This is a genomic window from Nitrosarchaeum sp. (assembly GCF_025699065.1).
In the GTDB taxonomy this organism is placed as follows: Archaea; Thermoproteota; Nitrososphaeria; order Nitrososphaerales; family Nitrosopumilaceae; genus Nitrosarchaeum.
Genome location: NZ_JAILWF010000001.1, coordinates 131,982 through 145,867, shown reverse-complemented (window position 1 = coordinate 145,867; position 13,886 = coordinate 131,982). Strand labels below are relative to the sequence as shown.

Annotated in this window: 14 protein-coding genes; 10 read left to right on the top strand and 4 right to left on the bottom strand. The window is 32.8% G+C overall.

Annotated features, from left to right (window positions below):
* Positions 1-1,311 (bottom strand): aspartate--tRNA(Asn) ligase, encoded by a 1,311-nt coding sequence (aspS, locus tag K5782_RS00955; RefSeq protein WP_297463217.1) that lies wholly within the window; start codon positions 1,309-1,311, stop codon positions 1-3.
* A gap of 345 nt (positions 1,312-1,656) precedes the next feature.
* Between aspS and K5782_RS00950 the strand changes: the two genes are divergently transcribed.
* From K5782_RS00950 to K5782_RS00940, 3 genes are read left to right on the top strand one after another with little or no spacing between them, the layout of a single operon-like run.
* Positions 1,657-1,842 carry a hypothetical protein gene (locus tag K5782_RS00950; RefSeq protein ID WP_297463214.1) on the top strand — a complete coding sequence of 62 codons (186 nt, stop codon included), beginning with the start codon at positions 1,657-1,659 and terminating at the stop codon, positions 1,840-1,842.
* 59 nt (positions 1,843-1,901) lie between these two features.
* Positions 1,902-2,114 (top strand): hypothetical protein, encoded by a 213-nt coding sequence (locus tag K5782_RS00945; RefSeq protein WP_297463212.1) that lies wholly within the window; start codon positions 1,902-1,904, stop codon positions 2,112-2,114.
* A gap of 29 nt (positions 2,115-2,143) precedes the next feature.
* Entirely contained in the window at positions 2,144-3,169 is a 1,026-nt protein-coding gene (locus K5782_RS00940; protein WP_297463210.1) for a formate--phosphoribosylaminoimidazolecarboxamide ligase, read from the top strand.
* Here K5782_RS00940 and K5782_RS00935 read toward each other — a convergent pair.
* The 3 genes from K5782_RS00935 to K5782_RS00925 form a co-directional block, all read right to left on the bottom strand.
* A complete protein-coding gene (locus K5782_RS00935; protein WP_297463208.1) occupies positions 3,159-3,614 on the bottom strand; it encodes a PEFG-CTERM sorting domain-containing protein in 456 nt (151 codons plus the stop codon). The two genes, K5782_RS00940 and K5782_RS00935, sit on opposite strands and share 11 nt — an antisense overlap.
* A 262-nt stretch (positions 3,615-3,876) precedes the next feature.
* On the bottom strand, positions 3,877-5,439 hold the full coding sequence (locus tag K5782_RS00930) for a vWA domain-containing protein (protein ID WP_297463206.1): 1,563 nt from the start codon (positions 5,437-5,439) through the stop codon (positions 3,877-3,879).
* Positions 5,440-5,443: 4 nt separating this feature from the next.
* Positions 5,444-6,466 (bottom strand): AAA family ATPase, encoded by a 1,023-nt coding sequence (locus K5782_RS00925; protein WP_297463204.1) that lies wholly within the window; start codon positions 6,464-6,466, stop codon positions 5,444-5,446.
* 99 nt (positions 6,467-6,565) lie between these two features.
* Between K5782_RS00925 and K5782_RS00920 the strand changes: the two genes are divergently transcribed.
* From K5782_RS00920 to K5782_RS00890, 7 genes are all read left to right on the top strand, one after another.
* A complete protein-coding gene (locus K5782_RS00920; RefSeq protein WP_297463202.1) occupies positions 6,566-7,069 on the top strand; it encodes a hypothetical protein in 504 nt (167 codons plus the stop codon).
* 48 nt (positions 7,070-7,117) lie between these two features.
* A complete protein-coding gene (locus tag K5782_RS00915) occupies positions 7,118-7,615 on the top strand; it encodes a hypothetical protein (protein ID WP_297463200.1) in 498 nt (165 codons plus the stop codon).
* Between the two features lie 86 nt (positions 7,616-7,701).
* Entirely contained in the window at positions 7,702-10,740 is a 3,039-nt protein-coding gene (locus K5782_RS00910) for a LamG-like jellyroll fold domain-containing protein (RefSeq protein WP_297463198.1), read from the top strand.
* A gap of 126 nt (positions 10,741-10,866) precedes the next feature.
* On the top strand, positions 10,867-11,457 hold the full coding sequence (locus K5782_RS00905) for a hypothetical protein (RefSeq protein ID WP_297463196.1): 591 nt from the start codon (positions 10,867-10,869) through the stop codon (positions 11,455-11,457).
* Positions 11,450-12,076 (top strand): hypothetical protein, encoded by a 627-nt coding sequence (locus K5782_RS00900; protein ID WP_297463195.1) that lies wholly within the window; start codon positions 11,450-11,452, stop codon positions 12,074-12,076. The genes K5782_RS00905 and K5782_RS00900 overlap by 8 nt, the downstream gene beginning before the upstream one ends.
* Positions 12,077-12,217: 141 nt before the next feature.
* Complete coding sequence (locus tag K5782_RS00895) at positions 12,218-13,066, top strand: helix-turn-helix domain-containing protein (protein WP_297463192.1); 849 nt, start codon at positions 12,218-12,220, stop codon at positions 13,064-13,066.
* A gap of 81 nt (positions 13,067-13,147) precedes the next feature.
* Positions 13,148-13,885 (top strand): ATPase domain-containing protein, encoded by a 738-nt coding sequence (locus tag K5782_RS00890; RefSeq protein ID WP_297463190.1) that lies wholly within the window; start codon positions 13,148-13,150, stop codon positions 13,883-13,885.
* Position 13,886 lies beyond the last annotated feature (1 nt).

Here is a 13,886-nt window from a genome sequence, read left to right as displayed (position 1 = left end):
CTATGGTGTCAATCTGTCTACATCCCTTGGATAAAATGTAACATCGCGAATGTTTTCTGTGCCTGTAAGTGCCATAATTAACCGTTCTAATCCTATACCACACCCCGCATGAGGTGGTACTCCATAATCAAATGCTGCTAAATGATATTCAAACGCATCAGTTTTCATCCCTTTGTTTTTCATTCTTTCTTCAAGTTCATGTCTTTTTTCGATTCTGGTACTTCCTGATGATAATTCCAAATCCCCAAACATTAAATCAAATGATTCTGAAATTTTTGGATTTATTTTACTGTCTTTTACGTAAAATGGTTTAGGGCCTAGTGGCCAGTCTTTTATGAAATAAAACCCTTCAACTCCAATCTTTTTGAGATTTGAAGGATACAAGTCATCTCCCCACTCCGTTTTTGCACCTACCTTTTGCATTTTTTCTACTAATTCATCATAAGAATATCGCGGAATGTGTTCAGGTATGGATGGAACAATAAATTCTGAGTCGGAATTAGTTTTTACATATTCATTAACTGTCTTTATTGATATTTTTATGATTTCCTCAATTCTGTCCATCACATCATTGTAATCCACAAAAGATTCTTCTAAATCAATTGATATGGCTTCTGCCAAATGACGATTAGTTCTTGAAGGTTCTGCTCTGAAAATAGGTGCAATCTCAAATACCTTTTCAAAACTCATAGTTAGTTGCTCTTTGTACAATTGAGGGCTTTGAGCTAAAAATGCTTCTTTATTGTAATAAAATATTGGAAACAATGCAGCTCCGCCTTCTGTCGCAGTAGCTATCATTTTTGGAGTATTGATTTCTGTAAATTTTTGTTGGTAAAAATAATCTCTAATTATTTTTAGAATTAGGCTTCTTACATTAAAGATATGTTGTAACGGTTTACGTCTAAGGTCAATTGGACGTACTTCTAATCTTGTATCTATGTTTTTTACTGTTTTTGCTAAAGGCTCAAATGGTGGAATTTTTTCAACATCTGAAAACACTCTCAGTTCAGTTGGTATGATTTCAAATCCAGTTGGTGCTTTTTCTGATGATTTTACTTTGCCTATGACTGCAATAGATGAATGTGGTTTTAAAATTGATATTTTTTCTCGTACATCATCAGGACAATCTCCCTTTTTGGCAACAATTGGAATGTCTCCGTTTTTGTCCCTTATTGTTGCAAAACTAATATTTCCATGTCCTCTAACTGTTAAAACCCATCCCATTACAGTTACCTCATTTCCATCCATTGATGGATTCAATTCATCAGAGTAATGTGATCTACGTAATGATCCTAGTTCTGTTTTTATCATAATTTACTGAATTTCTGTCATATGGTGTAATTAATTTTTGGGAAACGATTGTTTTCATAAATACTAACCAATACCTGCAATAACATGAACTTCCATCAAAAAAGTGAATCTAATGTATGGTGATATTCAAAATATACAAAAATGCGTAGATGTGTAAAGTATCAATCAAGAATTCCTATTGCTAAAGAATTTATCCAAAAATGGGGCGTAAATAAGAACTAGTCAAATAGACTTTTTTTTAAAGTTTTGATTATTATTGAAAATTGGATCTAGTTTTCTGTTAATTTATTGAATTTAATAAAAAAGTAACATTTATCATCAGAAAATATTTCAGTCTAGATTGTAATGGATTTGTTAATTGGATTGGTGATAGCGATCTTTATAATCGCAGCCGTATTTGTGGGATATCATGCATCTCAGGAATCTCATGAAGAAATAGCAGAAAGTCATGAAAAATCCATAGACTTTATCGTTTATCATGTAAATCAAATACCTTTCATGAAATCCATATCTAGTGAATTAATTGTGTAGTTTTGAAAATAACTTGATTTTTAATTTACATTAAATTACCACTTTATGTGTAAATCTACATGGTATCTTTATCCAATAAAGAAAAACTAATTGCTTTGATATCAAATGGAATTGCAGTATATTCTTTGTATCAGGAAAGACAAAGTCTTCCAAAAAATACGACAATGTATGATTTTATTTTAAAAGTTATTCCTGATAATATCAAGTCAGAGTTGAGTGTAGAATTAATCGATGAAGTATTTCGATATGTGTCATCCACACATAGTTCATAAAGTCCAAGGAATTAGAATAAAATATCACATTGACGGCAATAGCAACATTAGGGTCTCATTGTTCTTTACAAGTACTAAAAGGTGCAAAAGATGAAGGTTTGAAAACAATTCTAGTTTGTGAGAAAAAACGAGAGAAACTATATCGTAGATTTCCATTTATTGATGAATTAATTTTGGTTGATAATTTTGTAGATGTATTAGAACGAAAACACCAATCAATTTTAGAACAAAATAATGCCGTTTTAATCCCTCATGGAACTTTAATTGCCCAAATGAGCTCCGAACAAATTGAATCAATCAAGACCCCCATATTTGGAAATAAATGGATATTGAGATGGGAATCTGATAGAACCATGAAAGAAAAACTTATGCGAGAAGCAAAACTTCCTGTTCCAAAACCTGTATTGAGTTCAAAAGATATCGACAAACTCGTAATTGTAAAAAGACAAGGCGCTGCTGGAGGTAAAGGGTATTTTTTAGCTGCCACACCTGATGATTATAATAAAAAACGAAACCAGCTGATTTCACAAGGAATTATTTCTAACGATGAGACACTTTACATTCAAGAGTATGCTGCTGGGGTTTTGGCGTACTTGCAATTTTTTTACTCTCCGTTAAAAGAAGAATTGGAATTTTTTGGCGCTGATCAAAGACATGAATCCGATATTGAAGGTATGGCAAGAATTCCTTCTGAGCAACAACTCAAAAGCAATAAGGTGCCATCATTTAATGTGATAGGAAATAGTCCCATAGTACTAAGAGAGTCATTACTAGACGAAGTCTATACTATGGGTGAAAATTTTGTTGAAGCATCTAAAAGAGTTGTGTCTCCTGGAATGAATGGCCCATTTTGTATAGAGGGAGTTTATGATGAGAATGCAAAATTCACATCGTTTGAATTTTCAGCTAGAATAGTAGCTGGGACAAATATCTACATGGATGGTTCTCCCTACTACTCATTATTATTTAATGAGCCAATGAGTATGGGTAAAAGAATAGCACGTGAAATAAAAACTGCAAAAGAAACTAATCAATTGGATAAAATTACAACTTAAAAAAAGACGGTTTTACCTTTGTAAAGATTATGATTGATGAAATCATGATTATCAATCCAAAAATTGCGCTAAATGGAAACTCTGGAATTACATGAGTTCCAATAATTTCTACTTCTTCTGAACCTACCGGTACAAAGAACTCAAATGTAGAACTATCTGAATCTGGTGTTATTTTATAATCTACTTCTTGACTGTCAACTAAAACTACAAATTCGTTATCTTGAGCATTAATCAATTCATGTTCTAAATCAATAATAAATTTCGAATCATAAGTATTCTCCAAGCCTATAAGAAGTGATTTTGATTCAGGATCGATATCCATTGCAATAATATCTGAATTTACAACATAATATATCGAATATACGTGTTGATCTATTTTCAAAATGTATTCTGAAGAATCAATATGTGATTGAGTTTGTGCAAAAACTGTAGTGTTGAAAATCAAAAAAGGCAAAAAAATAAAAAACAAAGAATTCATTATTTCAGAATAATTTGATTAATTATTATTGCTTTCTTCTATCCCACAATTAATGCACATTTTCTTGTCTTGTATGGCAAAATATGAAAAATTATGAATGAATCCAATTTTACAACTCATAATACTGTCAAAATAACATGTGATTAGAACTACTAGAGTCAAAAAAAACATCGATCAAAGGCCAATTCTTTTAAAACAAATGAATTTTACATCAATTTGATGTAATGCCTTAGATATCGTCTCCAGACAATCTGGAATATGCTGCCACGAATTTGGCTACGGTCTTACGTAAATTCTCATAAGGCATAGCCATATTGAAAATTTTAGAGTTTCCTTCAGGAAACCCTATTGCAATTACTGTGATTCCTTTCTTTCTTGCTTCCATGACTGCGTCTTCCATGTCTTTAGTATTTCCAATGGTTCCTACTTGTTGCCCATCTGTAACTAGGAAAATATATTTCCTTTCGATATTTTCTCTTTCTAATATTCTAGTACATAGTTTTACTGCATCACCGATAAATGATAATCCTGTAATCTCTATTCCTCCTATTCTTGCTCTTGATGTTTTATCATATTTTTCATAGTGGTCTTTTACTATTCTAAAATTATTATTAAAAGTAAAAAATCCCCACTTTCCATTTTTTGAATTCACTTCGTTTGCAGCTTCCCCAAGAGATATTGCAAATTTTTTCATTTCATCAAATTTCAGTCTCATGCTGGAACTTGTGTCTAAAACTATTGCCCATTCCTCTTCTATTCTTCTATAGTCATCTTGTTCAAAAATCTGAATACTGTTATTTTGAGCTGCCACTGCTTGGATAGCTGCTTGCATTTGCAATAATCCCATATCTTCTGGAACTCCGTCATCCATTACGTTAGGAATTAATTTGATCTGGCTACTCAATTTTTTCAAAAACATATGGGTGGCATTTTTCAACCTTAGATATTCGCCAATGTTTTCTGGAGCAAATTCAATTTTATCAAAATTAAGATCTTGAGTTAATCCTCCATATCTTTTCCTCACTTTTGCTCTGCGTTTTAATTGTTCAAACCATATCTCGATAAAGTTTTGCACATTTCTTTCAACCAATCCTTCTGGTGTTATTGTGATATTTTGTTTCCATGATATGTTTTTTTGATTAAAATAATGATCTACATATGGAACATTTTCAACTAATATGTTATTTTGGTTTTTATATAATACATCAGCAATATCTAATAATTTTTCATTCTTTTCTTGGTTTAATTCAATAATGTCGTTTTGGATTTTTTGCATATCTATATTTTTTATATTAAAATATTCTGTAAATTTTTTCTTTGCATATTCTGGTTTTTTAATATTGTCTCTTTGATTCAATACTTCAAAAACCTCATCAATTTTTTTAATGCCTTGATAGTATTCTGGAAATGATTTCTTTAAAAAATCATTTACTTTGATATCTTCTATGAATTCAATTATTTTGTATGCTTTTTGTTTGTCTTTGTTCTTTATCCAATTTTTGTATATATTAAAATCAGTCACTTTTGCATGCCCTGCTGCATGACAGAGTGTAGCAAAAAATAAATTCCAAATCGTTTCTTGCCCTGTTTCATAATCTGAAAAAATTATTCCTTCAAAAATGTTCTTTCCACTAACCATCCTAGGTAATGGAATATACGCTGTAGTTCTTGGCAAGTATTCTAATTTTGGAAAATTGATAGCTTCTAAAAAAATTACGTCTACATCAGTAGGTTTTTTTTCACATATATCAAAAAAAATTTGGTGTGCTACGTCCTCTACTGTTTCTTTCATTTAATCACACTTTACGATTTCGTTGTGCTACTTTGCCTTCGATTACCTTTTTAATTATCTGTCTTACTTCATCCTGAACTTCTGGATCGTCACTAGTCATTGGAACCAAAGTTTCATCTCCGCCAGTTGGAATGTCTACACCATCTGAGCAAATCTTTGCCCAGTTTACCAAATCTCCTACCGATGGACCGTAAGGAAGATCGCCCATTTTGTATTCTTGTCTTAATTTAGCTCCAATCCTTACAATAATTTCTGCATCTTCTAAAGATATGCCTCCTCTTTCAGATACCATCTTGAATTCTTTTTCGTCTATGTTATCTCCTACACTCATGTAATCGAAATTCAACCATACGCTCATTCTTCTTCTCATAGCCGCATTGATTGGTTTTGTACCTGCAAATTCTGATGATACTGGGTTCATGCTAATTATCATATACGCATGTTTGTGTCTGTGAATAATTTCACTGTCTTTTTCTGTAAGCACCATGTGTCCTCTTTGATCCAATAACGGGTTTAATTTTGTTGCAACGTCTTGTTTCATCATGTTTGCCTCATCGAGATATAATATTCCGCCTTTTCTACACCATCCAGTAATTAATCCATCAATCCAGTTCTCTTTTCCCAATCCTACATATCTTCCAAAAAGATCAAAAACAGATGTTGCTAAACCACAGTTGATTTCCCACATTGGAAGTCCTGCCAATTCGGCTACCAGATAGACGATGTGTGTTTTCCCAGTTCCACTGGGCCCAATTAACGCACATTGCTTGAAAAATTTTAGGGCCCTTCCAATTCTCTCTACATAATGCTCTCCATTATCCAAATATGGCGGAGTATCTTTTGGTATCATATCTTGCATCTCTGATGGGAATATCATGTCTGAGGAATCCATGTATTTTTTAAAATCATACATTTTTGATAACTTGTGTGTGTCTTTTTTTATCTTGGAAATTGATACTGATAGGTTAACCTTGTCTGTGTTTACCTTAGAATGATTCACTGAAGATATGATTCTTTTTTGCTCCATAGGCACAATATCTCTTTAATTAAACAGTTAATGCTCTTATGTGTGTGCCAATGTTACATACACATTGTTTAATGAATTCTGGAGGCCTTATTTATTAAATTGAACATAAATGTAGAACTAAACTCTATTTCCATGAGTAAAAATAATCCAAAAAATACGGTTTTTCACAAATATGATGTTGAAGCCTCAATAGATGAGGTTGAAAATACAGAAACACACTCTGTTTTTAAATACGGATTTACAATTCTGTCTAATCCTAAAAATGTCCGTCTTGCTATTGAAGGCGTTACCAAAATATCTGGTGATTTAAAAGAACTTGATGATATACTTAGTAAAGATGAAAACGATGTTCCAAAAATACTCTCAACAATTTATCAGGAATTATTTCCCACATTTTTCTTGCTTTCAAAAAGTCTCAATGTGTCATGTCCTCCAATACAAATTGGCGGAATGGGTGCTGGTAATATAGGATCTGAAAATACTGTCTCTGAAACTAATGATGTCATTGAAAATACTAACGAGATGACTGGAGATTCTACAAGTACAGAAATGACTAATGAATCTGAATTAGAAAATCCAGATATTGCTCAACCTAACATATAATCATGATTTCTAACCAATTGTTAACAGTATTAGTGGTGAAAATAAATTATGACAACGTATAAAACATATCTTAAAAATAAAACTCATACGTATTGTAAAAATAGACGTGCTATTGCAAATGTTGTTACAAGTGCAATTGTCATATCAGCTGTAAGTATACTGGGGGTTGCAATGTTAGGGTGGTCAAATAGTAATTTAGCAATTCAAAAACAAGAAATTGAAGAGGCATTTTCTACACAAATAAATAAAATAAACGAAGATCTTATTTTTGATAATGTTTGGTTCTCTTCTACTTGTCCTGGAAAGTGTGTTAATGTTACGATGTCAAATGTTGGAACATTGGGACTTAACGTAACTGAAATGAAATTTGTTGATGGAACAAGTTTAACAGACTTGCAAATTTTCTATTTTACTGATGGTGGAATAGTAACTGGTGGTACTTTTAGTACTAATGCCACATATACATGGATGTCTGGTGATGATATCGATATCTTTGTATTTACAGAGCGAGGAAATCAATTTACAACTCAGGTGATCGCACCATAAGGAGTCATAGGGGCCTTAGTGCAATAGTTGGAACTGTTTTTCTTGTAGCAATTGTAATTGGATCTCTATCTTATGTCACTTATAGCATGAATATTTTAAGTGATTTTTCTGAATCTCTAATCACTGAAGAAAAAAGACAAAAAGAGAAACAAACTGAAGCCTTTGAAATAACATCTGTAGAAATAACTCCTTTAGACAAACTAGACGGGGTAGTGACTAATACGGGTCAAGTTCCATTAGGTGTTAAAACATTATGGATAGAAGAGACTGGAACTCCAGATTCTGTTAGAAAATTTGATATTGGAGAAATTATTGCTCCTGGTAATCAAGTAAATTTGCTTGACATTGTAGATTTTGATATGGATTCTACAAAAGGATATACTATGAAAATGATCTCTGATAGGGGAACAATTAAAACATTTTATGTAAATTCTGTTGGTTCATCTAGTTTGTATGTAACTGCACGCTCTATTCCTCCAACAATTTCCAACTCGTTTGATGCAACTATTTTGATGCGTGTTACAAACAACTCTACAAATCCTGCTGCAATTTTGAATTTAACTCCGACCGAATTTCCTACTATTGATGACAGTACTTGTATTCCAGATTGTAGTGCAACTTATGTGTCTGGTCCTACCCCTTCATTTTATCCACGTCTTAAACCTGGAGAGACAGCTGCATTCACATGGACTTACACCATTGAAGGTATCAATTCTAATCAAATTCATTTTACCACCTCTTTAGAAAATGGAATTCCTTCTAATACTGCAACTACCACTGTTGAGGTACGAGATATCTTATCTGCTCTGGAATCCGGAACCGCAATTTCTTCTTTAGGATTGCAATCAAATGGTGTAGATAGTAGTATTTTGATACTTCATGAAGAAACTGATCGAACTCCATCTGGGCAATATCAAATGTTCTCTGCAAGTCCTGATGGTGGCAGTAATGGTCTAAAAATTGATCTAGATTCTACACCTGCCACATTTTTTACCAATACTGGTTCTAACGAAATAAATATTCCAGCTGGAGATTGGGTGACCTCACTTCGTTTACAAAGTGAAGCAATGCCTGATAGTTTGGTAGGTGAAGGCGAAGATATGATATTTCATTTTAACACAAACTCTGAAGTTCAAGATAACTCTGAAGGTTCTTCTGATAGAGACATTCAAGGTTGTGCATCATTTACAGAAACAGTACAAGTTAATTCAAGTAGTGACGATGCAGAACAACGTAACCCATCTGGAACTACAGATACTGGTAGTAGCGATTTGGAAATGCCTTATGATGGTAATGAAGATCAATACGTTGGAATGAGATTTACAAATATAGATATTCCAAAAAATGCTATAATTTCAAAAGCATATTTGACTTTCAGAGCAGATAGCAGTGATTCCGATTCTATTACTCTGAAATTTGATGCAGAAGCAACAGATGATGCCACAACGTTTTCTGAATCATCAAACAACTTATCTCCTAGTAACAGACCTCGTACTAGTGCAAGTGCAAATTGGTCCCCTGAAAATTGGAGTAATAATAATTATTATTCTACCCCTGATACTCTACTTAATTCAGTTATTCAAGAAATTGTTAACAGAGCAGGTTGGAATAACAATCAAGACATAAACATCTTTGTTGAAAGAGTTTCTGGTTCATCAAATGATAAACGAAGAGCTGATTCATATGATACTGGTGGCGGTTCTGACGCTCCAATTTTGACTATTGAGTATTCTGTATCTGGCGCAGAATCTCCCACATATTCAGCTAACGGTGGACCTCATGGTTCTGGCGCATATGTCTTTAATGGCGTAAATACATGTTTTAGAAGCATTAATGATGTAAGTTCGTCTAATGGAAATGATATTACCAGTAAACCCGATACTACTACCCTTTGGTTCAAAACCGCTGCAGCTGTAGGATCTACTGATCAACACATGGTTGCATTTGAAGGTTCAGGTACCTGTCCATCATGTGATTACTATAGAATCTTTTTGGAGGCAAATACTGGAAAAGTGGTATTTGAATTTAATATGGATGTTGGGGGTAGTGACACAACTACATGTAAAAGTGTAAACCGATATGATGATCAACAATGGTATCATATCGCTGCTGTTAGAAAATCTCAAAACGATCGTTGTGATTTGTATGTTACTGATCTTGCAGGTAATACTCTTGAGACAATAAATGAAAATGTTAATCATCCTGGAACTGACTCTGTTGACACTGATGGTAAATGGTACATTGGTAGTAATTCTGCAGAAAACGGTAATTGGTTTCACGGTATGATTGATGATGTTATACATTGGAACAATAAAGAACTCAGTGCAAGTCCAGAAGTTTTAGAATTGGCTCGTACTAATTATGGAATAGCTGCACATAAAATCAACATATCATTTACCAAATCGGATTTTGTACTTGGTATAAACACAGAAACAATTGCAACTGCAATTGATCTTGATGTTCCATTTTATGATTCCATGGGAAATGGCGTTGATGATGATTCAACTTATGGTGTTTTTAATTATACAATTCCATTAAGTAATGTTACAATGTCTAATCTTGATAGACTGAATTTTACTGTTAATTATGTCGAGTCTACTCCTAACGTGTGGTACCCTCTTCAATTAAATTTTAAAATAGATGATGAGACACATACTCCAACATCTAGTCTTATACAAATTCCTCCACCTGATACTCCATTCATATCGTATTGGACATATGATAAAAGTGATAGATTGGAAGTAACCATATACAATGTAGGTCCGGAAGGCAGCTGGCTTGTGTATCAAGGAACAAGAGCTGTATTCAAGGATCCTGATGGCGATGTTTCATATGCCGGAATTATTTGTTCGGTAAATTCTACAGAATCAGACCCATGTAATACCGGTGGTGGTAATAACGAATGGAGAGTTGATGAGGACAGAGACAGTATATTTATTCCAGTTGATAATATTGGAAAAATCTACTTTTGGGATATTCAAAATAGACCTGACAGAGACGTATCAGGCGGTACTGAAATTCCTGCAGGAGAATATGACATGTTTGTATTTATCAATGGATATGATGAAGAAGGTTCTACGTTTCTAAGAAATCTTGAAATGGGTAGAGTAAAGGTTCAGGATTAACTATTTTTTAATAAATTAGGCTCAATTCTAATTTTTAGGCACAATTGACTATATTGAGCCTAGCAAAATTCTGTAACATTAGAATACATACAACTTTTAATGTAATTTTCTCCTACCAAATAGCGTATGCAGTCTGCTGAATCTACTGATCCTAGTGATCCTACAATGAGTGCTGAGCAAGATCAATCTGTTTCCACTACATCTGTATCTTCACATGAATCAAATTCCACAGTGGCAAATATTGATCCTATTGCATCTGGAGCAAGCACTCTGGCTCAACTAAACACATTGATTGAAGAATCAATGCAAATCTATGAGCTAGAAGATCAAAAAACAAACATTATCGATGACCTACATAATGCATTAAAAATAATTACAGAATTTCTGAGTTTTTCAGTAAATGTTCATCCTCAAATATTTAATCTCCCATCTGATAGCAACATTGTCTTGTTACCTAATTTGGATTTAATCATCAAATTATCAAATGGTAAAACAGAAACTAAAAAGTTTTCAGATTATCCACCTGAAACAATCACCCAAATAATTGAATATGTTACTCCCCAGTTAATTGGATTAATTCAAACACAAAAAGCATATCTTACAGAAAAAATCACTTTCTTAAGAACAGCTACAAAACAATTAAACACATTATCTCAACTAAAAGAAAACCTACCAAACATGGTGCCCTCAACGGAGAACACTGAAAACGTTGTATAAACTGATTCGTAAGTACAAGACAGTCAATGCTCTAAAATCAAATCTAGAAAAAGAGATAGAAGAAGTAGGGCAAATAATATCTGAATATTCTAATATCTTAGGTGAAAAAATTAGAACAAACGAAGAATTTTCAAAAGACGATCCTGAATTTTTAGAATTAAAATCAAAGTTAGATGGAGATCCAACAGATAAAAAAAAATCTGATGACAAAATGACTGATTCTAAAAATGATTCTAAAAACAATAAAAAAACTCCAGATAAAAAAACTCAGGAAAAACCAAAAAAATTATCTAAAAAAGATAGCCCAAATTGGTATAATCTTGATCAAATTATGATATACAACGGAATTGGACTAAAAGGAGAACTTGAATTATATTTTAAGGCAATTGATGAATTAAAGTCAAAACAAGAAAATCTGGAAAGAACATTATCTGCATTAAAAAACATCATGGAAAAAGGCCTCAAAGAAGACATGGCCTGTATTGTTTTTCTAGGTTCAAGCGGTCCACTTCAACTATCATTTATCAAATCAAGTGACATTAGGAAGAATTTTTCATTTAAGTCGATCTACACTGGAAATGCAATTTCCCAAGAAAATTTACTAAAAGTAGGCGTATAGTGAAGGATTATGTTAAAAAACCACTTATTTTATAATAATTTCATATATAAAGAAAATAAGAAATACGATCGATCCGATCAAAACTTCTTAGCTATACCACAATATAGCCTAGTCCTTTCTTATTGAGGATCCAGAAAAAACATGACCATAGAAACACAAACTTCGATATTTGACTCTACTCCAGATACACAGTTGTATGAGTACAAATTGTCCATTGATAAAGTTCAATCAGAACTCTTGCAATATGGATTGACATCAAATCAAAGTAAGGTGTTTATTTATCTTGGAAAATACGGTGCAAAGACAGCACCTGAAGTATGCAAGGCACTGAAATTACCAAGAACTGAAACATATCATTTACTATCAGCATTACAAAACAAAGGAATCGTTTCTGCAACATTTCAACATCCGATTCAATTTACAGCATCTCCATTAAACAAAGCAATATGGATTTTAGTAAATGCTGAAAAAGAGCGAGTCAAATCTTTAGAACATATGGAAAAAGGCTTATCTGAATTATGGGATAACATTCCTACTTTTGATTCATTACACGATGAAGTTGAAGAAAAATTCCAAATGCTCCAAGGTGCAAATCAAATTCAATCAAAAATCACTGAAATGACTGATAACTTTAAAGATGAATTTTTAATCCTCGGTTCTGAAAAAGACTATATCAAATTGTATCATGGTGAGTTTTTAGAATCCTTTGTAAAGTCAAAACAGCAGTTTAGATTACTAAGTGCATGTTCAGATAAAACTACATACATATTTGATAATCTGGAAAGAAAAAATATCAAAAAACTAGATAAAGACATTCAAAACCACTTGTGCTTTATTCTAAAAGATGACTCTGAATTATTGTTCTTTACCAAAAATGCAAACTCTACAACAGAACCATTTGCAATGTGGACTAATTCAAAATCACTTGTATATTCAATGAAATTACTCTTTGAATCTCTTTGGACCAATTCAAAGAACATTCATTTGTAATAGTTTGTGTTGATTTTCTTTGTTAGAATCAAACTAGTCTCTCTCTTTATATAGAAAATTCTATCTTCTCTCTTTGTAGATATGGATTATACTTATTCCAAAGTAAAAACAGGGATTCCTGGACTAGATTCTATAATTTCTGGTGGATTAAAAAAAGATAGATCTATAATCATTTCAGGCCCACCTGGCAGTGGAAAAACAACATTTGGCTTGCAATTCCTGTATTCTGGGGCACGTGACTTTGATGAGCCAGGCGTATACATAACAATGTCACAAAATATTGATGAGATAAAAAATGACTGCAAATCATTTGGGTGGGATTTTGATGATTTAATCAACAAAGACAAAATCATGATGATTGATGCAAGACCGTTTAAGATTCAAGACGAGATTATTGGCAAAGATGATTCTCTGTACCGAGGAGAGCAGATGCCATTTGAGCATTTGACAAAGTTGTTGCTAAGCAGCATCAAAAGAATCGAAGCAAAAAGAGTGGTAATTGACTCTGTTACAATTCTTGCAATGCAGTATTTGGACAAATTTTACATGAGACAGGGATTGCAAGGAATGATTCAGGCATTAGAAAATTATGGCGTGACATCTCTGATAATATCAGAACATTCAGAAAACAACGAGATTCCTTTGGAATGGTTTGTTACATCAGGGATTATTCAACTCAGACATACAAGAAAAGAAGATACCATGGAAAGAACAATTCAGGTAACAAAGATGCGTGGAATAAAACACAGTCAACAGATTCATCCTATAGTTTTAGATGGGGATGGAATGCATATTCAACATCCTAGATTAACTCCTTGAG

What these genes read in the sequence shown, in the direction of transcription:
- K5782_RS00910 (WP_297463198.1), top strand. Translation starts at nt 7,702, where the DNA reads ATGAATATTTTAAGTGATTTTTCTGAATCTCTAATCACTGAAGAAAAA.
- K5782_RS00905 (WP_297463196.1), top strand. Translation starts at nt 10,867, where the DNA reads ATGCAGTCTGCTGAATCTACTGATCCTAGTGATCCTACAATGAGTGCT.
- K5782_RS00915 (WP_297463200.1), top strand. Translation starts at nt 7,118, where the DNA reads ATGACAACGTATAAAACATATCTTAAAAATAAAACTCATACGTATTGT.
- K5782_RS00950 (WP_297463214.1), top strand. Translation starts at nt 1,657, where the DNA reads ATGGATTTGTTAATTGGATTGGTGATAGCGATCTTTATAATCGCAGCC.
- K5782_RS00945 (WP_297463212.1), top strand. Translation starts at nt 1,902, where the DNA reads ATGGTATCTTTATCCAATAAAGAAAAACTAATTGCTTTGATATCAAAT.
- K5782_RS00925 (WP_297463204.1), bottom strand. Translation starts at nt 6,466, where the DNA reads ATGGAGCAAAAAAGAATCATATCTTCAGTGAATCATTCTAAGGTAAAC.
- K5782_RS00890 (WP_297463190.1), top strand. Translation starts at nt 13,148, where the DNA reads ATGGATTATACTTATTCCAAAGTAAAAACAGGGATTCCTGGACTAGAT.
- K5782_RS00930 (WP_297463206.1), bottom strand. Translation starts at nt 5,439, where the DNA reads ATGAAAGAAACAGTAGAGGACGTAGCACACCAAATTTTTTTTGATATA.
- aspS (WP_297463217.1), bottom strand. Translation starts at nt 1,311, where the DNA reads ATGATAAAAACAGAACTAGGATCATTACGTAGATCACATTACTCTGAT.
- K5782_RS00895 (WP_297463192.1), top strand. Translation starts at nt 12,218, where the DNA reads ATGACCATAGAAACACAAACTTCGATATTTGACTCTACTCCAGATACA.